Origin of the sequence: Paenibacillus sp. CCS19, from assembly GCF_033239625.1 — a bacterium.
Lineage (GTDB): Bacteria > Bacillota > Bacilli > Paenibacillales > Paenibacillaceae > Paenibacillus_T.
In genome coordinates, this window is record NZ_BTCK01000020.1 from 22,432 (window position 1) to 45,248 (window position 22,817).

Sequence of the window (22,817 nt, forward strand, 5' to 3'; positions counted from 1 at the left end):
CGGCATAATCGGCTTATACGCCGATGCAGCGTGCGAGGGAACGCTTTTTCGGCGTGCAGCGGGGTGGGATTTTTTAGGCGACGTCCTTATAATGGAGATTGTGCGAGTTAACGATATATCGGAAAGGGTTTTCATCGCAAACCAAATTCACCTTGGGTGCAACGGAATGGAGGAACGCATGTGAAAGGGACTGCACTTCTGGCTGCTTATTTCAGACGAAACAAATGGATGTACACGGTGGCGGTTGCGGTAATGGCGGCTGGCAATATGATCTATGCGTTCTATCCGAGTGTGCTGGGCGATTTCACGGACACGATGAAGCAGGGCGGCCTGACGCGGAGTATCGTCATCAGCTGCAGCTTACAGCTGCTCGTGATCGGTGTTGCGTACGGCGTCATGTTCGGCGTCGGCCAGCTGCTGAATCATCGGCTCGGACGCCGGTTCGAGGCCGAAATTCGGGAGAGGCTGTTCACGCAGTTCACAAGGCTGAGCGAAGCTTATTTCGCCAAGCATGGCGTGGGCAAATGGCTCAGCTATGTGCTTAGCGATGTGACGAGCATTCGCGAGACGATTTGCGGCGGCATCAATCAGCTGACGAATGCGACGTTCTTATTCATTACTTCGATCATTATGATGGCTTCGTCCGACATTCCGTTCCAACTGCTGCTTGCGTGTATCGCACCGCTGTTGACGATTCCGGTTCTTGTCATTTATTTCGGCCCCGTCATTAAGCGCCGCTCTCACGAGGTGCAGGAATCGATCGCCGGCATGACCTCGTCGGCAGAGGAGCAATTCGGCGGCGTGCGGGTAACGAAGACGTTCGCCGCAGAAGAAATTGCGCGGCGACGATTCGGTGAATCGGTCAGCCGGATTCAAGACCGACAGCTTCGGCTTGTGCGGACCTCTTCGTTGTTCCAGTCTGCGATTCCGCTGGCAGGTGCACTGTCGCTCGTCGTTGCGATTACGTATGGCGGTTATTTTGCAGGGCAGGGCAAGTTCTCGCTTGGCGGCTTCGTTGCCCTTACGTTGTACCTGCGGGTCATGATGACGCCGCTTCAACAGTTCGGCAACGTCATCAACCGTCTTCAACAGGCGCGTGCTTCGCTGGATCGGCTCAATACGCTCCTATCTGAGCAACCCGAGGTGCGGGATGCTGAAGGGGCTATTGATATCTCGACAGCTAGTGCCAGCCTTAAGATCGAGAATTTGACTTTTACGTATCCTGAAGCTCGCCGTCCGGCGCTGCAGGAGCTTGCTTTTACATTGAAAGAAGGACAAACGTTAGGTATTGTCGGGCGGACCGGAAGCGGAAAAACAACGTTGGCAAAGCTGCTGCTTCGTGTGTATGAGCCGCCGCAAAACACGATTCGCATTGGCGGCATCGATATTCGGGAAGCAACGCTTGAAAGCCTGCGAGGCGGTATCGGTTATGTGCCGCAGGACGGCTTCTTGTTCAGTGAGACGATCGGCGACAATATCGCCTTCGCTGATCGCAGCGGTGCGAAAGAGCGCGTCCATGCTGCTGCTAAGTCGGCGGCTATCAGCGGCAGCATCGAGACGTTCCCCGACGGCTATGATACGAAGCTCGGTGAACGAGGATTAACGCTGTCAGGCGGGCAGCGGCAGCGAACGAGTCTGGCGCGGGGGCTATACAAGGATGCGCCGATCCTTATTCTAGATGACAGTGTAAGCGCGGTCGACGCGGTGACGGAGTCGCAAATCATTGAGCGGCTTCAGCGGGAACGGAGCAAACGGACGACGGTCATCATCGCGCACCGGATCAGTGCGGTGAAGCATGCAGATTTGATTCTCGTGCTGGAGGAAGGGCGGATCATTGAGCGCGGAACGCATGATGAGCTTGTCCTGCTCGGCGGTCATTACGCCTCGCTTCGCGCCATTCAAGAAGAAGGAACGGACCTTGTGGATCTGCCGGCAGCGGGCAGTATGGAAGGAGGTGCGGCATATGAGCGAGCGCAAGCAGATGAACGCCAAGCCGTCCAACGGCGATAACAAAAGTGAACCCGGCAGCGATAACAGCAATAGCAATCGTCCAGCGAATCGGATGGCGGCCTTCCGTGCGCTGCTTGCTTATGCGAAGCCGCATCGCTGGATGTTCGCTGCTGTATTCGGCTCCGCGCTGCTCGCCATATCAGCCGATCTGCTTCAGCCTTATCTGGTGAAGATCGCGATCGACGATGAGCTGCTCACCGGCGAGCATGAGCTGCGCAAGCTGCTGCTATTAGGCGGAGTCTACCTGCTGATGGCTGTCGTCAGCTTCGTATTCGGTTACCTGCAATCGGTCTTCGTGCAGCGTATCGGACAGAGCATCGTCGCACGGCTGCGCGAGGATTTGTTCCGGCACATCACGAGCCAGTCGATGTCGTTCTTCGACCGTCACCCGATCGGAAGCCTGGTGACGAACGAGTCGAGCGATACGGAGACGATCAGTCAGTTCTTCACGCAAGTATTGATCAGCCTCGTTCGAGACGGACTTATGCTTATTCTCGTCGTCGCCTTCATGTTCTCGCTCGATGCGCGGCTTGCGGCGCTGTGCTTGCTGCTGTTCCCGGTCATTATCGGCATTGCGATCGCATTCCGGCGGACGCTGCGGCAGTCGTACCAGCGGGCCCGTTCACAGCTGTCCCGCGTCATTGCGTTCGTTGCGGAGAATCTGTCCGGCATGAGCCTTACGCAAGCGTTCCGACAGGAGCAGGAGCAGCGCAAGCGGTTCGCGGAAAGGAACGGCAATTACTTGCGCGAGAGCTTGCGGGAAATTCGAACTTCGGTTATGTTCAATCGAACCTACGATACGCTCGGCAACATCGCAGTCGCGCTTGTCGTCTGGCTTGGCGGGATGGCTGTGCTCGACGATGCGATTGCTTTCGGCGTGCTGTACGCCTTTATCAACTATATCCGCCAGTTCTTCCAGCCGATCAACCAGATGACGCAGCAGTGGAATACGCTGCAATCGACGTTCGTATCTGTCGAACGTCTATGGCGTATCTTCAGCCAGGAGCCTGAGGTGAAGGAACCCTCTGCCGATCAAGCGGTTCGCCCTGTGCCGTCAGGCGTTCGCGGCGCGATTGATTTTAATGATGTGTCGTTCGCTTATATCGAAGGGCGCGATGTGCTGCGAAAGCTCGACCTGCATATTAAACCAGGGGAGTTCGTCGGCATCGTCGGTACAACCGGCGCTGGCAAAAGCTCGCTCGTTAACCTGCTTGCCCGCTTCTACGATGTGCGCGCAGGGAATATTATGATTGACGGCATCGACGTAAGGCAGATGCCGCAGGATGATCTGCACCGACTCGTCGGGCTGGTCCAGCAGGAGCCATTCCTGTACTCTGGCTCCATCATCGACAATGTGCGGCTGTTCCGCGATGAGATTACGCGCGAGCAAGCGATCGAGGCATGCCGTCTCGTCGGCGCGCATTCGATGATCATGCGTCTGAAGGATGGCTATGACACGCGGCTGTCGGAGCGGGGCAGCGGGCTGTCGGCGGGCGAGCGGCAGCTTCTCTCTTTTGCCCGTATCGTCGTGCATCAGCCACGCATTCTCATTCTCGATGAAGCGACGGCGAATCTCGATTCGCATACAGAGCGCCTTATTCAACAGGCACTGCATGTCGTATCGGAGGGGCGGACGACGCTCGTCATTGCCCATCGCTTGTCGACCATTCAGCATGCGGACCGAATCATTGTTATGCGCAGCGGCGTTATTGAGGAACAGGGCACGCACGAGACGCTGCTGGAGGACCGTGGTTATTATGCAGAACTCTATGCGCACTCACGCCGCGGCGGTACACTGTCGGTCGCAGAAGGCAAACTGAGCGTCTAGGTGGATTTTTTAGGCAGCAAACATCCATACTAACGCTGACGTTCGCATTCGGCGACCGACTGCGACAATGCCATCAGAATGGGGTGCTGGTGACGTGATCAACCGACTGCAGCGAGGGAAGGAACGGCTTACGCGAATGACCGCGGGGCTGCTGGCGATGCAGAGCTTACTCATCGGAATAGGAGCCCCGGCTGCGGCGGCTTTACCTGCGACGGAGGGTACGAACCCGAACGCGCATCTGAACGTTCAGCAGGATCGATATGCGACAGTTAAGCGGGGCGACGGATACAACCTTATTTTTCCGGTGATTAGTGATATTCATATCGGTTCAGGAGATAAGGCGGAGATCAAGTTCGCCCATGCGCTTGAGCAGTTGAATCAATTGGCGCCGCATTATGATGCGATCGCTAGCGTAGGGGACCTGACCGATCATGGGAAGGCGGAGCAGTACGATGCGTTCATGTCGATCTATAATCGACACAAGCAGCCGACTGCGAAGAGTCTGCTAACGATCGGGAATCATGACTATTACGGTTCCTCAGGAGCATTGAAAGGACAGCGCCTGTTTCTTGAGAAGACGGGAATGACGGGCATTTATTACGACCAGTGGATTAACGGCTATCATTTTATCGTATTGGGGAGCGAGAACAAGTCGACCGGGGGCAAGCTGTCGAACGCACAGCTCGCTTGGCTGGAAGGCAAGCTCGCGGAGCATGCAAGCAGCGATAAGCCAATCTTCGTTCTGTTCCATCAGCATATCAGCGATACGGTATATGGCAGCGATCGTTGGGGGCATACGCAAAATCATAAAAAGCTGTACGCTATCCTCTCGAAGTATCCCCAGGTCATTACGTTCTCCGGCCATTCGCACTACATGCTGGAGAGCCCGCGATCGATTCATCAGCGGGACTTCACGTCGCTCGGCACATCCTCGGTCCGTTATCCGGAGCTTGAGCCGGGCATGGTGCAGGGCAACCACCCGCCGGATGATATCTCGCAGGGCTATCTGGTGATGGTGAAGGATGATAAGGTCATCGTGAAGCGGCGCGACTTTCACCGTAACGATTGGACAGGGGAGGACTGGGTCATTGAATATCCAGCTTCGAGAGCGGGTTTCCGCTACACGGACGATCGGGATCGAGTGAAACCATACTTCGAGCCGTCGGCGCAAGCGGTGATGACACCGATCACGGGCCATGCCACACAGATGCTGCTCCGATTCAATCAGGCGGCGGACAACCTGTTCGTCCATTCGTATGACATTGAAGTGAAGCGGGAGGGGAGCCGGCGCAGCAGCCTGAAGCTGCATGCGTTCTCTGAATTTTATAAGCATCCGCTGCCGGAGGAGCTGACGTTGGAGCTTAAAGGGTTGACGCCGAACATGGCATATTCGGCTTCCGTATATGCCGTGGACGCTTTCGGCAATCGAAGCGACAAGCCGCTTACCGCTCGCTTCCGCACAGCAGTACTTGCTCCAATGCAAGCGTCGAGCTTGTCGGAGCTGCTCAGCCTGTCCGTCCGCAACTGGTTCAAAGGCGGCATGTAGCCGCCTTTGTTTTGTATATACGCTCCAACCATCGTTAACGTTGATCGAAACGATTGTAACTTCTAGGCCGGGCTCTTCAGATAACGGAGCTAACAGCGGTAACAGCAACGGGTGCCATCGTGGCTATTTCGCGGAAAATGTGACTGTCGAGGCTGTAACAGTTGCAGGGGAGCCTATTGGTGTAAAAGATGCCCGTCTCAAGCTGCCATCATGCCAATAAGCGCAATGGCAGCCGTTAACGAGCGGATTTGTGCCTTTTGAGCCGAATAAGGTCTACCACAACCTTTAAGCGCCAATCCTAACCGAGCTGAGTCGGACGGCATGCAGGGAGGTGGTCCCAGCGATTACGATTAGGATTACCTTTGCCGTTGTCGCACGCCAGCAGTGCTGCCAGCGGCGGATACCGTCTGACGGCCGCCGCCCGCTTCCGCGAGAAACCGAGACAGCTCCGCCTTCTGTCCATGATAGAAGGCAGGCGAGCTTACATACAGCCGCTCCCGCGCACGCGTGACGGCAACGTACATTAGACGGCGCTCCTCTTCGAGCGCCTCTTCTTTGTCCCGCTCGATCTCTTCCTGCGAGGACGTCTGCTTCGGCTGCTGCGGTTGAATGGCGCTGCGATGCGGCATGATGCCCTCGGATGCGCCAATGACGAATACAGCGGGGAACTCCAGCCCCTTCGAACGGTGAATGGTCATCACTTGAACGCGGCCCGCATCATTCGAACCTTCGCCGCTTGCCGGCTTAACATCGCCTTTGGCTTCCGCCTGGCGCTTAGCCATATCCTCTGCAAAAGCAACGAAAGACTCGACGGTCTCGAACCGTCCCGCCGATGATTCCAGCTCGTCCAGCAGCTCCTTCATGAGTTCCTTATGCGGCGTTCCGCCGCGGTTCGTCTCTGCGAACTTGTCGAAGAACGCATCTCTTATCTTCCGAATCGCGATAGCCGGTTTCTGCGCAGCCGCCGCTTTGATGAGACGCAGACGCTCCAGTACGGCGTCCTTCTGAAACTGCTGAAGACTCGGCAGGGAGGTCAAGTGGATGAGCGGCCATTTCTTCGCCTGCTGGGCATCCTTCTCGCGAATCCATTTCATCGCCGATTCCCGATTGACGTACAGCGTGGGCAGCATCATCTCGATCGCCTGCTTGTCCCGATGATGCAAAGACAGCTTCAAGTGAGCCATCACGGGACGGATGAGCGGCGATTCATAGAAGGAGAGCAGATCGCCGTGCTCTTCAATCGGAATGCCGGCCTGAAGCAAATGCTCGATCGTCGCCCGCCCGCTGCCTGCTGAGCGGTACAGCACGGCTATGTCGCCGTACGAATAGCCGCCTGGCTCGATCAGCTTGCGAATCGACGCTGTAATAAGCGCCGCTTCTTCTTCGGCGGTGGCAGGCCGCGCGAACATTGGCTTGCCTGCTGTGCCAATCGCGGCATCGACAGCATCGTCGCTGCCGGCTGCTTGACCCTGTTCAGCGGTCGGCACCGTCAGCGTCTTCGGCCGGCGATGCTTATTGCCGCGAATGACGGCATTGCCGAGTCCGACGATCTCGGCGCTTGATCGATAATTGACGCGCAGCGCAACGACCTTCGCATCGGGATACACCTTATCGAATGACAAAATCGCTTCGCTGCTCGCGCCATTGAAGGAATAGATCGTCTGATCATCGTCGCCGACGACCATGAGATTGCGGCTTGCGCCGGCAATCAGACGAACGATTTCGTATTGAACGGTATTCGTATCTTGAAATTCGTCGACCATTATATAACGGAATCGTTCCTGCAAGGCGGTGAGCATTTCCGGTTCTGCGCTCAGCTTACGGTACGTCAACAGCAGCAGATCGTCGAAATCGATCATGCCGCCGTCCTGCTTCCACTGTTCGTAGCGGAGCAGGACGCGCTTGATCTCGCGTTCGGCCGGCGATGCTTCCGGCAGGTCATTGGCCGTCAGCATTCGGCATTTGTAAGAGGAGAGCAGCGCAAGCAGCGATTCCGGTTCGAAGTCGAATGACGTGCCCGATTCGCGGAGCAGGCGCTTAATCGTGATGCGCTGCTGACCGTCATCGCCAAGCACGGCTTGTCGCATGCCGCTTCGCCGCAGCAACTGCAGGCAGAACGAGTGGAACGTCCGCGCCTCGACGGACTGAGCGGACCGGAGCGGCACGCCTGGAATCTCGGCCAGTCGCTGCTTCATCTCATCGGCCGCCTTGCGGGAGAAGGTGACGAGCAGCAGATGCCGCGGGGAAACGCGAGCCACTTGCATCAGATAGGCAGCGCGGCAGGCGAGCGTTGTTGTTTTGCCGGAGCCGGCGCCTGCAATTGTAAGCAGTGGTCCGTCGCCATGGCGGACGGCCTGCACCTGGTCGTCGTTCAGCTTGATTTGCTGCTGCGCAAGCGCTTGGAAGAACAGCGCATCGCGTTCCGCGAGGCTGGCTGCTGCTCGGCTGCGATCGGCGTCTGTCTCTATGAAGAGATCCGCATGCTGCGAGGTCGCATCGCGAACGGAAGCAGGCTCGACAGGGCGGGACGCCCCGGGAATGGTAAGACGGTATGACTGCATCTATAGACAATCCTTTCGTTTTCGGTATGCCATTTCGAAATTTTTCGCTAAACAATAGTATAACATGAGCCGTCCTTATAGCTGATCTGGTAAGGATCGGAACGGTTTCGGAACGAATGGTTTTCTATAATGATGAGCATTGATATAAACGATGTTAGATATAACCAAACACAATCCAGTTTCCGTCAGACTGGCCAACGCCTTTCTGCTGTTGAGAGTAAGCGCATCCAATCAAGAGGTGAAATATTGCACACCTAATTGTAATTACGGTGTTAATATAGTAATATAAATGTTAATAGCTATTATATAAATATAAAAGGGTGATCCGCTTGTTCATTCCAGAATATCAAAATCCGGTATTGCTTCAACGAGCCGATCCATGGGTGTATAAACATACGGACGGCTATTACTATTTTACAGCATCTGTGCCAGAATACGACCGCATCGAAGTTCGCCGCTCGCAGACGATTCAAGGTCTAGCGCAAGGCGAAGTTTCGGTAGCTTGGCGCAAATATGAAACGGGTCCAATGAGTGCCAACATTTGGGCGCCTGAAATCCATTTCATCGATGGCAAATGGTACATCTACTTCGCAGCAGCACGTACGACGGAAACGCAGGATGGTCTGTTCGACCACCGGATGTTCGTACTGGAGAACGCATCTGCTAATCCGCTGGAAGGCGAATGGGTAGAGAAGGGGCAAGTGATCACGAAGTGGGAATCGTTCGCGCTGGACGCAACGTCTTTCAACCATAACGGTACGCAGTACCTCGTATGGGCGCAGAAGGATCCTTCGATTAAAGGCAACTCGAACCTGTACATCGCACCACTGGCGAATCCGTGGACGCTTGGCGCTGAGCAAGTGATGATCACGACGCCGGAGTACGAGTGGGAGAAAATCGGCTTCCTCGTCAACGAAGGTGCAGCCGTGTTGAAGCGCAACGGCAAAATCTTCATCAGCTTCTCCGGCAGCGCTACAGACTTCAACTATTGCATGGGTCTGCTATGGGCAGACGAGAATGCGGATCTGATGGATCCGGCTTCTTGGAACAAGCTTCCGCAGCCTGTGTTCCAGACGAATGAAGCGAACAGCCAATATGGCCCTGGACATAACAGCTTCACGGTTTCGGAGGACGGCAAGCATGATATCCTCGTATACCATGCCCGCAACTACAAAGAAATCGTAGGCGATCCGCTGTACGATCCGAACCGCCACGCGCGTGCGCAAGTGCTGACATGGAGCGAGGATGGCTTCCCGGTCTTCGGCGTACCGGTTCCAGACGCGAAGCAAGAAGCGAAGGCATAGAAGCATAACGAACAAGAGCCGCGCAGTCATCGGATGACTGTGCGGCTTTTTGCGTTGCTGGTGGCCGCTTCCATTGATGAATGAAAGGGATGGTCGACATGCTTCATGTAATCGTCCGTATTAATCAGCTCCGAGGATGGATCGGCAAGCAGCTTCTTCTCTTGCACCTTCCACGTATGCGTAAGCCGATCAGCTCTGCGAATCGCGGCAAAATGATACGGCGACGAGCTTCGCACCGCCAGCCCATGCTCCAGACAATCTCGAATGAATTGCACGTCCGAGCCCTTGCGTTTCTTGCCGAACCGGACATGCGCGAGTACGCTCGCCCGGAATACTATCGTTGCGCCGGCGACTCGTCTGACGTCGCCTTGCGAAGGAATCGTCCGCTTGCGAAGCAGCAGCAGCTGCCGATGCGGGAAATAGAAGTAGAAAGAACGCTTGCCCACAACGTCGGCGCCGGTCTGCTCGAACGTATGCATCGCGTCGGCCAGGTAGCCGGGCCCGTAATAATCGTCATCATCGAATTTTGCGATATACGGATAGTTAGCCAGCGATGCGGCCAGATTCATGCAATCGCCGAGCGGATGGTTGGCAGGAAGCCTTAGTACCCGTACATGATCGTGCATTCGTGCGGCTTCCTCGTATTGAGCCATGCTCATCCTCTGGCGATTCAATACGATAATAAGCTCTTTGCGGTCCCACTGCTGGCGAGCGTAATTGCTCAGCAGCCGCTCCATATATTCCGGTCGAATGGTAGGTGTGATAATTGTAACGCCCATCCCGCTGCTTCCCGTACTTTTGCCACTGCTCTTAGTCCTTCCGCTCGTAGATGCTGATCGGCGCATACGGCACCTCCTTCAACAACGTAAATAGTCAATTCTCCCCGGTCATCGGTCGTGCGCAACCGTTGTTCTTGTCCGTACCTTATACAAGAGAAGCAACAAACAGGAGGGAGGGCGGAGCTGTGCATGATAAGCATGCGGTATCGGCATACGACAGGTATGTGTATGAGGCAGGCAAAGTCGGTGTAATCGGACTTGGCTATGTCGGACTGCCACTGGCTATGGCATGTATTCGCAGCGGTCTGCAAGTCATCGGCATCGAGATAGACGAGCGCAAGCTTTCGCTTGTGAAGGATGGGAAGAGCTATATTCAAGACATAAGCGATGAAGAATTGACGGCGGCAGTCCGTTCAGGTCAGCTCGCGGCCACTGCCGATTACAGCCAGTTGATGGATGTGAACGGTATCGTTATATGCGTGCCTACACCTTTGACGGAGGAGCATACGCCGGATGTCAGCTTCATTACGAATACGTGTGTACGTCTGCGCGACCATCTTCAACCAGGGCAACTCGTCGTCGTTGAGAGTACAACCTATCCCGGGACGACCCGTGAGCTCGTGCAGCCTCTGCTGGAGCAGGGCGGTCTTACGGCAGGCGTCCATTTTCATCTGGCCTATTCGCCGGAACGGATTGACCCTGGCAATCACAGCCATAAGCTGCAAGACGTGCCCAAGATTGTGAGCGGCGTTTCTTCGGATTGCCTGACGCGTGTAACGGAGCTGTACGGACGAATTTTCCGGCATGTTGTTCCTGTATCGTCCACCGACATTGCGGAGGCGGCGAAGCTGCTGGAGAATAGTTTTCGTCTCATTAACATTTCGTTCATTAATGAATTCGCGAAACTGTGCGATGAGCTGCAGCTGAACATCTGGGAAGTGATCGAGGCGGCGAGCACGAAACCGTACGGTTTTATGCCATTCCAGCCAGGTCCCGGCATCGGCGGACACTGCATCCCTGTTGACCCGCTTTACCTGCAATGGTCAGCCAGGCGTTCCGGTACGGAGAGTCGTTTCATCGAATTGTCGCATCATACGAACGAGACGATGCCCCGTTATATTGTGAATCGGATCGCGCGGCTGCTCGGTCCTGATCGGACATTGAGCGGCGCATCCATCTTATTGATCGGCATTGCCTATAAGAAAAATATTGCCGACATGCGCGAATCGAGCGCACTAACGCTTATTCGGCTGCTTCAGCAGGAAGGGGCGGATGTCAGTTACTACGATCCGTACGTGCCGTCCGTACGGATTGGAGCGTCAGTCCTCCACTCCGTGGAATTGACGGATGAGACGCTTAACGGCGCAGGGTGTGTTGTCATTCATACGGATCATGCCTGCCTGCCGATCGAGCGGATTGTGGAGAATGCCGCTGTGCTCTATGATGCGCGCAACGCGACACGAGGGATGAAAAGCGCAGGTAGGCTGGAAAGACTCGGCGGCGGGACGCACACAAGCAGAAGATCGAGGCAGCAGGTTAGCGAATAGTGCGATATGAATGAGGATCATGTCCAGCCTTCAGTGCGGCCGCAATCCGATCAGGTCCCTTGCCAAAATCAACAGCCACTTTGCCAGTCGCCTCCGCAATGCGCGGCGCTAGAATGACGGCGTTGACGCCGCAGGAGATGAGCGCAATATCGAATTGATGTCGAATCGATGCAACGGTTTTCATCGTCTCTTCAATCTGGTCGTAATGGGAGAATGCGATGGTATGCGCCACATGAAGCCGCAGCGGAGGCTGCTCTAATATGGCCTTGAGCGGCTCGGGATCGCGGGTAATGATCAGAATGCGTCTGCGACGAAGAATGCGCCAGAACAGTTGGCTGCCGGGCATTTCACGATTGACGCAAGCGTGACACTGCACGGCCGGATCCAGCTTGAAATAGCGAAAAACCCGATCGGTCAGCGGACGCTTGAGGTAATCAGGCGCTTTGATCTGCTCATCGCCCAGCGGGAGCAGACCGACGATGGACGCGGCTCGGATCGATTTGACGAGCTCATTGCGAAGCTTAATATTGGGCAGCGTAACGCCTTTCTCCCCTTTATTGGCTTTGATCGCCCAGCGCTCCCGCAGCACTTTGCGCAGCGTCCATACGGACCGCTGAGCGAGCACAATATTCTCGCCATCGCCGATTCGTACGAGCGACAGCGGCCTCTTGTTCGCCAATGCTTGATCAATCCTAAGGAGGACATCGTTTAGTTCCAGATAGACAGACAACCGCAATCCCCGCTTTCGCATCATGCTGGATAAGAAGCTACATCATTATATGTAGCTTGGCGCAGCGAGGAGAGATGGCAGTTGTACCGTCACAATAGATGCCTATCCGTCTTAAGGGGGCGAATTCTACCGCCAGTAGAATTCGCCCCTTGTAATGTCTGCGAAAGCCGCAGCAGCAAGGATTGGCCGATTCTACTGACGGTCGATAGCCGATTCGAAGATTCGTATGCTATGCTCGATTCAAGACAGTGCGCACTGTTCCATCAGACATGGAGGGGATTCGAAATGATCGATTCGCGACGAGTTGGAGCACGTATATCCGAATTGCGCAAACAACAGGACATGACGCAGTCCAATCTGGCAGAAAAGCTGAATATGAGTCATCAGGCGGTTTCGAAGTGGGAGCGGGGCGAATCGCTGCCGGATATCGCGGTGCTGCCTCGACTGGCAGAACTGCTCGGTATTACGTTAGATGAGCTGCTGTCGAATGATCGAGAGAGCGGCAGTGTTTACATCGGTAAGCTGCTGAAGGATCTCTCGGCAGGACAGACGGCGGAGGCGGCTTCTTTCATTAATACGAATACGGCTGCTGCAGAGGAACTGGTCGATATTGCGCCGATGCTGAAGGCAAGCACGCTGGGGCAGTTGACGGAGAAGCTGGAGCCGGGAGTATTCAATCAGCAGTTTGCGTTTCAGATGGCGCCTTTTCTGTCGAAGCAATCCTTGGATCAGATCGTTACAACGGTAACGGAGCAGTCTTGGGAGTGGGAGACGATCGAAGGTCTTGCGCCATTCCTTCCGCAAGAGTCGCTAAGCCGGCTTGTAGATGGAGCTGTGCAAAGGGCAGTTCCAGCGCATCGCATCGTAAGTCTCGCGCCATTCCTGAATCAGGGTCAATTGTCTCAATTGGTTCGGGCGGCAGAAGAAAGCGAGTTCGATCTGCAGATGATCATATCCCTTGCGCCATTCCTTGACCGGCAGACGCTGGGCGGCTTGGCCGATCGCGCCATCAATGGAGAGATTGAAGGCTCGCTGCTGCTTCGACTTGCGCCATTCTTGGAGCGGGACGCGGTCGATCGCTATGCAGAGCTGGCGGCAGATGGCTCTATTCAACCGGATCTCGTGCTTGGCTTGGCGCCGTTCATAAGCAGGGAGGGGCTTGGCAGGCTGGCAGAGCGCGGGCTGCAGGGCGAAATTGGCGAGCAGGTCATTGTCGGCCTTGGACCTTTCCTTGCGAGAGAGCATTTGGATGCGCTTGTACGCGGAGCTTCGGAAGGCGGACGATTGTCGTCGAACGCCTTGGTTGGTCTTGCACCGTTCCTAGGCCAAGAGCAGCTGGTGCTTCTTGTGCAGAACGCAGCAGCATCCGGCGAGTTGTCTCCGAATATGCTGGCTGGCATTGCCCCGTTCTTGGGTCAGCAGATACTGGGCGATATCATAAGCGAGATGTTAAGCGGTGCGAAGCCGCAGTCGTAACCCTCGATGGAAGAATGCAGGGCCGGTTTCGAGGATGTCGAGCTTGTTGAAGGTGCATGGAGATGGAAGTTAACAAGCAAGCCTTATCGATCGTGATGGAGTCTTACGATCGATAAGGCTCTTTTTGTAAGCAAATAATGTTATTTGTATTTTTTTTTGAATCCTTTCTAGGCAACTGTACGTATGGAAGGTTATAAGCTGTCGTTTTATACGATTTATTGTGCTTGAAACGTATGAAATCAGCTTATTTAGCCGAGCCTAAATGTTTGTATAAGCAAGTAGATTTTTGATGATTACTAGAGTATAGTTGGGGTTAGAGTCTGGAAATTCAAGGCTTTTACCTTCTGGTTCAACTGGCATTATTCGGCGTTACAATTGGAAAGGGAGGTGAACAAACGATGTCGATTAGTTTGGTGAAAGGTCAGAAAATCGATCTGACGAAAGGCAACGCTGGTCTGACGAAAGTTACGATCGGTCTGGGTTGGGATCCGGTGCAATCCAAGGGCGGTTTGTTCGGTTTGAAGAAGCAGACTGCTAATATCGACTGTGACGCGTCGGTTCTGATGCTTAACGAGCAGTCGAAATTGACGAATGATCATCATGTTGTTTGTTTCTACAATAAGCAAAGCCCGTGCCAATCGGTTATTCACTCCGGTGACAACTTGACTGGCGAAGGCGATGGCGACGACGAGCAGATCTTTATCGATCTCGCGAAGGTTCCGGCTGGCGTTAGCAAGATTCTTGCTGTTGTTAATATCTATGATTGCGTCAACCGCAAGCAGGATTTCGGCATGATTCAGTCCGCATACATACGGGTGATGGACGGAACGAAGGGCAATGAGCTCGTTCGCTTCAATCTGTCGGAGAGCTATGCAGGCAAGACGGCGCTAATCTGCGGCGAGCTGTACCGTCATGGCGGCGAGTGGAAATTTGCGGCGATTGGCGAAGGAACGCATGCTGTTCACGTCAATCAATTAGCTGCTGAGCATAAATAAAAGGATGCTGGCCGCAAGGCCGGCTTAGCGAGGAGAGGTGTTTACCATGGCAATTAGCTTGACGAAAGGCCAGAAGGTCGATTTGACGAAAACAAACCCAGGTCTGACGAAAGTAACGGTGGGCCTTGGCTGGGACACGAACAAGTACGACGGCGGCAAGGACTTTGACCTCGACGTTTCGGTCTTCCTGGCTAACGCAGCAGGCAAAGTCGAAGGCGAGCGCAACTTCATCTACTTCAATAACCGTCAGAACGAGAACGGCTCTGTCGTTCATACTGGCGACAATCGTACGGGCGCAGGCGAAGGTGACGACGAGCAGATCAGCATCGACCTTCCGAACGTTCCGGCGAACGTAGAGAAGATCGCGTTCACGATCACGATCTATGAAGCGACAGAGCGCAATCAGAACTTCGGTCAAGTATCCCGCGCTTACGTGCGTATCTTGAACGAAGACGGCGGCCAAGAGCTGATCCGCTTCGATCTCGGCGAGGACTTCTCGATCGAGACGGGCGTTGTCGTTGGCGAACTGTATCGCCACAGCGGCGAGTGGAAGTTCAGCGCAATCGGCAGCGGCTACAAGGACGGCTTGTCCGGCTTGGTGCGCGATTACGGCTTGGCATAAGCAAGTGAAAGCCCGTGCGGCAGACCTTCGCGGCAGCGGCTGGTCTGCCGCACGCCATTTTGCTCAGGAGAGGAAGAGAATGCAATGAGTATCTCACTATCCAAAGGTCAACGCGTTGACCTGACGAAGACGAATCCCGGTCTCACGCAGGTTGTCGTTGGTCTTGGCTGGGACACGAACAAATATGTCGGCGGTGCTGATTTCGACTTGGACGCTTCGGCTTTCCTGCTCTACGAGGATGGCAAGGCGAAGGGCGCCGACGATTTCGTATTCTATAACAATGCATCGGGCGGTAACGGTTCCGTCGTTCATACGGGCGACAATCGGACAGGCGAAGGCGATGGCGATGACGAACAGATCAACATTGATTTGAGCAAAGTACCAGCTTCGATCCATCGGATCGGCATTACGGTGACGATTTATGATTACGAGACGCGCAAGCAAAATTTTGGACAAGTCTCGAACGCATTCGTGCGTGTTGTGGACGCTTCTTCGAACCGCGAGGTTCTTCGCTTCGATCTCGGAGAAGAGTTCTCGACAGAAACAGCAGTCGTATTCTGCGAGTTCTACCGCCACAGCGGCGAGTGGAAATTCCAAGCAGTCGGCAGCGGCTTCGCAGGCGGACTGGTTGCGTTGTGCCGTAATTATGGCCTAGACGCTAACTAGATTGCAGTCCGGACAAGCCTGTGTCTTGCGATTGGCGCAGGCTAGCCGGGCATTGCGATCCATAACGATCGAAAACAACTTCTCCGCTGAGCTTGCCGTTGTGGGTTCAGCGTAATGGAGAGTTTCGAATACGATTATTCCATTTTCCTATTGGAGGCAGCATTCATGGATTGGTTAGACAAAATTGGAGAGAGCTACGGTCATTTCTTCTCCTGGAGCGACATTGCAGCAACATTCTCGGACCCGGCAAGCTGGGGGATCATTCTCAGTCTAGTCCTGCTGGAAGGTCTGTTATCGGCGGATAACGCGCTCGTGTTGGCCGTAATGGTTCGCCACCTGCCGAAGGAGCAGCAGAAGAAGGCGTTGTTCTACGGCTTGCTTGGCGCGTACGTATTCCGGTTCTTAGCGATCGGCTTCGGTACATACCTCGTTAAGTTTACGCTGGTGAAGGTGCTTGGCGCGGCTTACCTGATGTTCATCGCCTATAAGGGATTGTTCAAGGGTCACCAAGAAGAAGGCGAAACCAGCGGCAAGAATTATGGCTTCTGGAAGACCGTATTAATGGTCGAGCTGATGGATATCGCATTCAGTATCGACAGCGTTATCGCGGCATTCGGTGTGAGCAACGAAGTATGGGTACTGTTCTTGGGCGGTATTCTGGGCGTACTGATGATGCGCGGCGTTGCACAAGTATTCCTCAAGCTCATCGAGCGTTTCCCGGAGCTGGAGAAAGCGGCATTCGTTCTGATCGCTGTAATCTCGTTGAAGATGCTGTTGGGAGCATTCGGCGTTCATATTTCGCACTACCTGTTCTTCGCAGCGATGTTCCTCGTATTCGGCGGTGCAATCTTGCTCAGCATTCTTCGCCGTAAGAAGGTCAGTGAAAAGGCCTAAGAGATCAGCAGCAGCGCTCTTTCATAGTTGATATACGAATCCCTCCATATTGGAGGGATTCGTTCGTATAAGGGATAGAAGGGAGGAGCGAGCGTCATGCGTTATTATGATGATTTGTCCGAAGAAGAGAGAGGGGCGATGTTCTTCTGCCCCCCGATGCCGTTCTCTAACCGTACACCGAGGGAGCAGCTTGCCTATGCGGTCGGAGCGGCGCTGTACATGCCGGCCACACGTTCGACAATTGCAGCTGATCTGATTACGGGGAAGCTGAGTGAGCTGGTAACTGCGGTTATCGATCTGGAGGATGCCGTGGCGGATCTAATGGTCGATGCCGCCGAATATTCGCTCGTACAGCAGCTGTCGCGTGTTGCTGCAGCGGTGGACAGCGGCGTGCTTGCGCAGGATCAACTGCCGCTCCTCTTCATTCGGGTCCGCTCAGCGGATCAGATGGCGAGGCTGCTTGTTAGATTGGAAGACTCGGTTCGTATATTGACGGGTTTCGTATTCCCGAAGTTTACGCCAGCTGCGGGTGAGCGGTATTTGCGGTTGCTCGACGACTACAACCGATGCAGAGAGAAGGACGAGCCTCCGCTTTATGGCATGCCGGTACTTGAGAGTGCTTCGATTATTTATCGGGAGAGCCGATTGGAGACGCTGCTCGACACGAAGCGTCTGCTCGACACCTATCGTGATTATGTATTGAATGTGCGGATCGGAGCGACGGACTTCTCCAGCTTGTTCGGATTAAGACGAAGTCCGGAGTTGACCGTATATGACCTTGCAGCGATTCGGGATTGCATAGCGGACATTATGAATATTTTCGGCAGAGCAGAAGACGGGTACGTTGTATCGGGTCCTGTATGGGAGTATTTCGGAAACGGCAATGATCGGCCTCATCAGCTCGCGGCACTGCGGGAAACGCGTCTTCGGGATGCCTTGCTGCCGGAGCTGCCGAACCCGCGCCATTCTGCTTTAGCAGCAAGTGCGGAAGATGTCAGTGCGACATTCATCCGCGAGATTATGTTGGACAAAGAGAACGGGTTGATTGGGAAGACGGTCATTCACCCGGTTCAGCTGCGAACCGTGCAGGCGATGTATACCGTTACGCGTGAAGAGTACATGGATGCGCTGGCGATCATCGATAATCGGGATGGCAGCCTTGGCGTCATGAAGAGTGAATATGGTAATAAGATGAACGAATTTAAGCCGCATTATTACTGGGCGAAGAAAATAATTGCGAGAGCGAATATATATGGGGTGCTGCATGATGAGCAACGCTACACAGCCTTATTCCGAGAACAAGGCTACGCACGTTTATAACATCGCCGGCAGCCTGCAGGTGACCGTATCAGAGAAAAACAATCCATTCGGACTTCCGATCTCATCTTTATTTCATATGGCAGCACGCAACAATCCTAAACGGTCGTTTCTGTTCGTAAGCAAGCTGCTCGGCAAACATATTCCGATTGATCCGAATACTTCATTGCTTGCAGGCTACGCGCTTGCTGTACTGCTGTGCCGGCATTTGCAGCCGGAGCGCTCGGCAGAGCTTGCGCCGCTTCTGAAGCAGACGATGCAAGGTTTAATGGAACCAACTGAAGCGCCCGGCGTGTATCGCAGGCTGATCGAAGAGCGGCTTCGAGTACCGATGCCGCTCAAACTGCTTGGCTTCGCGGAGACGGCAACGGCGCTTGGACATGCGATGTTCGATGCATTCGAGGCTAACGCCACTTATCTGCATACGACACGCGAGCTGCTGGCGGACCGGGAGTCGGTGCTGCAGTTCGACGAGGAGCATTCACACGCGGTGGCGCATCGCTGCTATGCAGAGCGGAGCGACTATTGGGATAATGGCGAGATCGTCGTATTCGTGGACGACGAGATGACAACGGGGAAGACGACGCTTAACCTGATCCGGGACATGCATGCGAAATTTCCGCGGAAGCGTTATGTGGTCGCCTCGCTGCTCGATTGGCGGAGCGAAGCGTCGGAAGATGCCTTTGCGGCGCTGGAGCGCGAATTCGGCATTACGATCGAGACGATTACCTTGTATCGGGGGACGATCGAGGTAAGCGGCGAGGCGTTCCCGAATGGGGCGCCGCAAGGGCTGCTGAACAGTGGTGAAGATGCAGAAGGGGAGACGACTGCTTCTGAGCCTGAATACCGCGTCCATACGCTGCAATCGGTGTTCGAGCCGGTTAAGGCAGTATCGCTTGATCTGGCAGGCAGCGCGAATCATGCCCCGTATATGAGACAGACGGGGCGTTTCGGTATTGCGGCAGAAGAGCGTGTGGACGCGGATGAAGCGATTCGCAGAGCAACTGCGCAATTAGAGGAGCTTCGCTGCGGAAGGGGAGGGAAGACGCTCGTCATCGGCACCGGGGAATTCATGTACGTGCCGATGCAGATTGCCGCGGCGCTGCAAGGCAGCGTCTACTACCAGTCGTCGACGCGCAGCCCGATTCATCCGCTGGACCGCGCAGATTATGCGGTGAAGGACGGCGTGACGTTCCCTTCCCCAGACGATGAAGGGGTACGGCATTATCTATACAATCTCGGCGCGCATGTCTATGATGATGTATTCATCATTCTAGAGCGAGTAACGACGATGGAGCGGCTTGAGCCGATGCTGGAGGCGCTTAAGTTTATCGACTGCAAGGTTATTCATGTCGTGAGCTGTACGTCTGAGGAGCCGGAGTTAGGGTCGGAGTCTAGGTCGGGGCTCGCGATGAACATCAATCAGCACTCCTCACGTGATTCTCGACTGGCGAAGCTGTTCGAACGGAAGATGAAGCCGCCGGTACCGCTGGGCAGTTATGAGGCGTCCGATGTAATTTTCCTTCTGAAGGACCTGCGAGACGCACAGCTGGAGATGCCGACGGAAGATCGCGAAGAGGCGATTCAGTCGGGTGTTCACTACTCAGAGATGCTGCCGAAGGAGTATGAGCCCTCGGAGCAATATTTGAAGCTGTATCGCAAGACGTTAGACGAATCGGCTGTACTCGTCGCGGAGGGCATTGCGTCGGCAGCGGAGCTGATTGTTCGCAAACGCGGGTTATCGTGCGTGCTTGTATCGCTGGCTAGAGCCGGTACGCCAGTCGGCGTTCTGATCAAGCGGTATATTGAGCAGCGATATGGCGTCTCGCTCCCGCACTACGGCATATCGATTATTCGGGGCAAAGGGATCGACGAGAATGCGCTTATTTATATTTTGCAGCAGCATGGGGTAGAGGCCGAGGTTCAATTCATCGACGGTTGGACAGGCAAGGGAGCGATCCGCCGCACGCTGATCGAGGCGTGCCGCCAGTTCGAAGAGAAGTATGGGGTTCGATTGAGCGATGATCTCGCGGTTCTGGCCGATCCGGGCCGCTGCTCGGAGACGTTCGGGACGCGTGACGATTACCTGATTCCAAGCGCCTGCTTGAATGCGACAGTGTCCGGTCTCATGAGCCGAACGGTATTGAAGCCAGGGCTGATTGGACCTGATGACTACCATGGCTCCAAGTTCTATGAGCAGTGGAAGCCGATCGATGAGTCTAATCGATTCGTCGAGCGTATTGCCGAGCATTTCGATGCGGTGGCGCAGAAGGCAGCCGTGTATGCGGACAAGGTGATGCAGAATCCGCCGGAAGCAACTTGGCAAGGGATGGCGGACATTCGGAAGCTTCAGGAGACATTCGGCATCGATGATGTGAATCTGATCAAGCCGGGCGTTGGCGAGACGTCACGGGTGCTGCTGCGCCGCGTACCGTGGAAGATCCTTGTAGACAGGCTGGACAACCCGCATCTTGCGCCGATCTTGATGCTGGCTGAGGAGCGGGGCGTGCCCGTGGAAGAGCATCCGGGTCTAGCTTATTCCTGCTGCGGCATCATCAAGCCGCTTAAGGGGGATTCGGCATGATTTATGCAAGCGATCTGGATCAGACGCTTATCTTCTCCAGACGATCGATGATCGTGCCGGAAGACGAGCCTGGCATTCGCATCGTGGAATGGATCAACGGCAAGTCGCAGTCCTTCATGTCCGAGGCATCGATCGCGACGCTGAAGGCATTGAATGAGCGGCTCGTGTTCGTTCCCGTAACGACGCGGACGTTGGCGCAGTATCGCCGAATCGATGTATTCCAGCGGGATATCGTGCCTGCTTACGCGATTACGAGCAATGGGGGACGCATCCTGATCAAAGGCGAGGAAGATGCCTATTGGCAGAAGCTCGTGCAGGAGAGGCTGAAGCGGGCAGCGTGTTCTTCCGATGAGGCGCGGCAGTTGTTCGCCAAGGTCGTACAGCCGGAATGGGTGAAGGAAGAACGTCTGTGTGATGAACTGTTCTACGTGTATATGGTGGATCGGGACAAGCTGCCGCTAGAGGCGGTGCAGGAACGTGCTGAGCTGCTTGCTGAGCGCGGATGGGAAGTATCCGTGCAAGGGCGTAAGGTATACATCGTTCCTTCTGTCGTGAACAAAAGGGATGCTGTCGCTTATATTAGGCAGCGTCATCCTGAAGCGGGGCTGATCGCATCGGGCGATTCCTTGCTGGATCGAAGCCTGCTGGAGACGGCAGATGATGCCATTGCGCCGGCTCACGGCGAGCTATATCGGATCTACCAGTCAACAGGTCAAATGGGGCGCTGGGTGTTCACGCAGCGGTCAGGCTTATTTGCAGGGGAAGAGATTGCGGATTTCGTGCAGGCGAGGGCTGAAGCTTTGAACAATTGGACATGGGAGGAACGTTCGTCATGAAGAGCAAGAAGGAGTATCGCGTCTATTTTAACCGCTGGTTTTCTGTTGCTTATCACTATATGAACAGCATCCGCAACAATGAGGACGGACTGCCGTTCAAGCTCTACGGAACACATCCGGATTCCCGCCACATGGCGCTGCAAGCGGCCGACTATGCAACGACGGAACCTGTTCTGCAAGGTTTGGACTATGTGCAATGGCTCGCCGACTTCTGCAAGGAGCATGAGATCGATGTCTTCATTCCGCGCCTACGAATGCTCGACATCGCGCGCAATATCGAGCTGTTCGACGCGATCGGCACGAAGGTAACGGTCTGCCGCGATGTCGAACTGTTGGAGAAAATATCGATCAAGGACAAATTCTATGAAGAGGTACGGGAGAGCGGCATTATGGAAGTGCCGGCATACGAGGTCGTAACGGATGCAGCGGGGTTCAAGCTGGCCTACGAGCGGCTTATCGCCGAAGGCCATCGCGTCTGCTTCAAGCCGACGGATTCGGAGGGCGGATTAGGTTTCCGCATCGTGAACGATCAGCGGGATGCGCTGCGCGATCTGTTCGGCTATGTGACGAATGAGATGACGTTCGAGGAAGCTTATTCGATTTTGTCGCAGGCAGAGAGCTTCCCGTCATTGATGGTAATGGAGCTGCTGGAAGGTCCGGAGTACAGCATCGACTGTATCGCGGACGGTGAAGGCAATCTGCATGCTGCGATTCCTCGCCGCAAGGCGGACGGGCGTCTGCGCGTGCTGGAGCATAATGAGGAGCTGCTGGCGATTGCGCAACGTGTCGCTGCAACTTACCGGATTCCGTACAATTTCAATATTCAAATGCGATATTCAGGTGGAGTGCCGAAGCTGCTTGAAATTAATCCGCGCATGTCCGGCGGTCTTCACGCGACAAGTTTGACAGGTATTAATTTCCCTTATTTGGGTGTCAAAGCAGCGCTCGGAGAGCCGATTGGCGAGCTGAAACCGGAATACAATATGATGACAAGCCATATTGAGCTTGCTATGCGAATGGCAACATTCGAACCGGAATGCGAGCGCGTGACATCGCTTGCCGGTGACCGGTCACATTGACAGCGCTTGTGACGGTTCCTACAATAAGGGAAGAGACTACGTG

At 54.8% G+C, this 22,817-nt stretch carries 17 protein-coding genes and 1 pseudogene; 15 read left to right on the forward strand and 3 right to left on the reverse strand.

Going from position 1 to position 22,817, the window contains the following annotated elements:
• Positions 1–180 precede the first annotated feature (180 nt).
• From SBI19_RS15055 to SBI19_RS15065, 3 genes are all read left to right on the forward strand, one after another.
• Positions 181–2,010, forward strand: coding sequence for an ABC transporter ATP-binding protein (locus SBI19_RS15055; protein WP_483312296.1), 1,830 nt, complete (start codon positions 181–183; stop codon positions 2,008–2,010).
• A complete protein-coding gene (locus SBI19_RS15060) occupies positions 1,982–3,838 on the forward strand; it encodes an ABC transporter ATP-binding protein (RefSeq protein ID WP_483312300.1) in 1,857 nt (618 codons plus the stop codon). Before SBI19_RS15055 ends, SBI19_RS15060 begins: the two co-directional genes overlap by 29 nt.
• A 67-nt stretch (positions 3,839–3,905) precedes the next feature.
• Positions 3,906–5,384 carry a metallophosphoesterase gene (locus SBI19_RS15065; RefSeq protein ID WP_317969551.1) on the forward strand — a complete coding sequence of 493 codons (1,479 nt, stop codon included), beginning with the start codon at positions 3,906–3,908 and terminating at the stop codon, positions 5,382–5,384.
• 356 nt (positions 5,385–5,740) lie between these two features.
• On the opposite strand, the gene SBI19_RS15070 is transcribed toward SBI19_RS15065, so the two are convergent.
• Positions 5,741–7,945, reverse strand: a complete 2,205-nt coding sequence (locus SBI19_RS15070) for an ATP-dependent helicase (protein WP_317969553.1) — start codon at positions 7,943–7,945, stop codon at positions 5,741–5,743.
• 329 nt (positions 7,946–8,274) lie between these two features.
• Between SBI19_RS15070 and SBI19_RS15075 the strand changes: the two genes are divergently transcribed.
• Entirely contained in the window at positions 8,275–9,249 is a 975-nt protein-coding gene (locus tag SBI19_RS15075) for a glycoside hydrolase family 43 protein (protein ID WP_483312297.1), read from the forward strand.
• Between the two features lie 26 nt (positions 9,250–9,275).
• Here the strand turns inward: SBI19_RS15075 and SBI19_RS15080 are convergent, their stop codons facing one another.
• A complete protein-coding gene (locus SBI19_RS15080) occupies positions 9,276–10,094 on the reverse strand; it encodes a glycosyltransferase family 2 protein (protein WP_317969555.1) in 819 nt (272 codons plus the stop codon).
• 119 nt (positions 10,095–10,213) lie between these two features.
• Between SBI19_RS15080 and SBI19_RS15085 the strand changes: the two genes are divergently transcribed.
• Positions 10,214–11,575 (forward strand): nucleotide sugar dehydrogenase, encoded by a 1,362-nt coding sequence (locus SBI19_RS15085; RefSeq protein ID WP_317969557.1) that lies wholly within the window; start codon positions 10,214–10,216, stop codon positions 11,573–11,575.
• Here the strand turns inward: SBI19_RS15085 and SBI19_RS15090 are convergent.
• A complete protein-coding gene (locus tag SBI19_RS15090; protein ID WP_317969559.1) occupies positions 11,565–12,329 on the reverse strand; it encodes a GT-D fold domain-containing glycosyltransferase in 765 nt (254 codons plus the stop codon). The two genes, SBI19_RS15085 and SBI19_RS15090, sit on opposite strands and share 11 nt — an antisense overlap.
• Positions 12,330–12,590: 261 nt before the next feature.
• Between SBI19_RS15090 and SBI19_RS15095 the strand changes: the two genes are divergently transcribed.
• The 10 genes and pseudogenes from SBI19_RS15095 (at position 12,591) to SBI19_RS15140 (ending at position 22,774) form a co-directional block, all read left to right on the forward strand.
• Positions 12,591–13,781 carry a helix-turn-helix domain-containing protein gene (locus tag SBI19_RS15095; protein WP_317969561.1) on the forward strand — a complete coding sequence of 397 codons (1,191 nt, stop codon included), beginning with the start codon at positions 12,591–12,593 and terminating at the stop codon, positions 13,779–13,781.
• Between the two features lie 398 nt (positions 13,782–14,179).
• Positions 14,180–14,776 (forward strand): TerD family protein, encoded by a 597-nt coding sequence (locus tag SBI19_RS15100; RefSeq protein WP_317969563.1) that lies wholly within the window; start codon positions 14,180–14,182, stop codon positions 14,774–14,776.
• A 46-nt stretch (positions 14,777–14,822) separates the two neighbouring features.
• Positions 14,823–15,398, forward strand: coding sequence for a TerD family protein (locus SBI19_RS15105; RefSeq protein WP_317969565.1), 576 nt, complete (start codon positions 14,823–14,825; stop codon positions 15,396–15,398).
• Between the two features lie 84 nt (positions 15,399–15,482).
• Positions 15,483–16,064 carry a TerD family protein gene (locus SBI19_RS15110; protein WP_317969567.1) on the forward strand — a complete coding sequence of 194 codons (582 nt, stop codon included), beginning with the start codon at positions 15,483–15,485 and terminating at the stop codon, positions 16,062–16,064.
• A gap of 165 nt (positions 16,065–16,229) precedes the next feature.
• Positions 16,230–16,958 carry a TerC family protein gene (locus SBI19_RS15115; RefSeq protein ID WP_317969569.1) on the forward strand — a complete coding sequence of 243 codons (729 nt, stop codon included), beginning with the start codon at positions 16,230–16,232 and terminating at the stop codon, positions 16,956–16,958.
• Positions 16,959–17,054: 96 nt separating this feature from the next.
• Positions 17,055–18,278, forward strand: a complete 1,224-nt coding sequence (locus SBI19_RS15120; protein WP_317969571.1) for an HpcH/HpaI aldolase/citrate lyase family protein — start codon at positions 17,055–17,057, stop codon at positions 18,276–18,278.
• Between the two features lie 76 nt (positions 18,279–18,354).
• Positions 18,355–19,587: pseudogene (locus tag SBI19_RS15125) on the forward strand (phosphoribosyltransferase family protein); the annotation flags it as partial.
• 99 nt (positions 19,588–19,686) lie between these two features.
• Positions 19,687–20,859, forward strand: a complete 1,173-nt coding sequence (locus SBI19_RS15130; RefSeq protein WP_317969673.1) for a cysteine protease StiP family protein — start codon at positions 19,687–19,689, stop codon at positions 20,857–20,859.
• Positions 20,856–21,695 carry an HAD family hydrolase gene (locus SBI19_RS15135; protein ID WP_317969573.1) on the forward strand — a complete coding sequence of 280 codons (840 nt, stop codon included), beginning with the start codon at positions 20,856–20,858 and terminating at the stop codon, positions 21,693–21,695. Before SBI19_RS15130 ends, SBI19_RS15135 begins: the two co-directional genes overlap by 4 nt.
• Entirely contained in the window at positions 21,692–22,774 is a 1,083-nt protein-coding gene (locus SBI19_RS15140; RefSeq protein ID WP_317969575.1) for an ATP-grasp domain-containing protein, read from the forward strand. The genes SBI19_RS15135 and SBI19_RS15140 overlap by 4 nt, the downstream gene beginning before the upstream one ends.
• Positions 22,775–22,817: the final 43 nt, after the last annotated feature.

What these genes read in the sequence shown, in the direction of transcription:
- SBI19_RS15060 (WP_483312300.1), top strand. Translation starts at nt 1,982, where the DNA reads ATGAACGCCAAGCCGTCCAACGGCGATAACAAAAGTGAACCCGGCAGC.
- SBI19_RS15065 (WP_317969551.1), top strand. Translation starts at nt 3,906, where the DNA reads ATGCCATCAGAATGGGGTGCTGGTGACGTGATCAACCGACTGCAGCGA.
- SBI19_RS15070 (WP_317969553.1), bottom strand. Translation starts at nt 7,945, where the DNA reads ATGCAGTCATACCGTCTTACCATTCCCGGGGCGTCCCGCCCTGTCGAG.
- SBI19_RS15080 (WP_317969555.1), bottom strand. Translation starts at nt 10,094, where the DNA reads ATGCGCCGATCAGCATCTACGAGCGGAAGGACTAAGAGCAGTGGCAAA.
- SBI19_RS15090 (WP_317969559.1), bottom strand. Translation starts at nt 12,329, where the DNA reads ATGATGCGAAAGCGGGGATTGCGGTTGTCTGTCTATCTGGAACTAAAC.
- SBI19_RS15095 (WP_317969561.1), top strand. Translation starts at nt 12,591, where the DNA reads ATGATCGATTCGCGACGAGTTGGAGCACGTATATCCGAATTGCGCAAA.
- SBI19_RS15100 (WP_317969563.1), top strand. Translation starts at nt 14,180, where the DNA reads ATGTCGATTAGTTTGGTGAAAGGTCAGAAAATCGATCTGACGAAAGGC.
- SBI19_RS15105 (WP_317969565.1), top strand. Translation starts at nt 14,823, where the DNA reads ATGGCAATTAGCTTGACGAAAGGCCAGAAGGTCGATTTGACGAAAACA.
- SBI19_RS15110 (WP_317969567.1), top strand. Translation starts at nt 15,483, where the DNA reads ATGAGTATCTCACTATCCAAAGGTCAACGCGTTGACCTGACGAAGACG.
- SBI19_RS15115 (WP_317969569.1), top strand. Translation starts at nt 16,230, where the DNA reads ATGGATTGGTTAGACAAAATTGGAGAGAGCTACGGTCATTTCTTCTCC.
- SBI19_RS15120 (WP_317969571.1), top strand. Translation starts at nt 17,055, where the DNA reads ATGCGTTATTATGATGATTTGTCCGAAGAAGAGAGAGGGGCGATGTTC.
- SBI19_RS15130 (WP_317969673.1), top strand. Translation starts at nt 19,687, where the DNA reads ATGAACATCAATCAGCACTCCTCACGTGATTCTCGACTGGCGAAGCTG.
- SBI19_RS15135 (WP_317969573.1), top strand. Translation starts at nt 20,856, where the DNA reads ATGATTTATGCAAGCGATCTGGATCAGACGCTTATCTTCTCCAGACGA.
- SBI19_RS15140 (WP_317969575.1), top strand. Translation starts at nt 21,692, where the DNA reads ATGAAGAGCAAGAAGGAGTATCGCGTCTATTTTAACCGCTGGTTTTCT.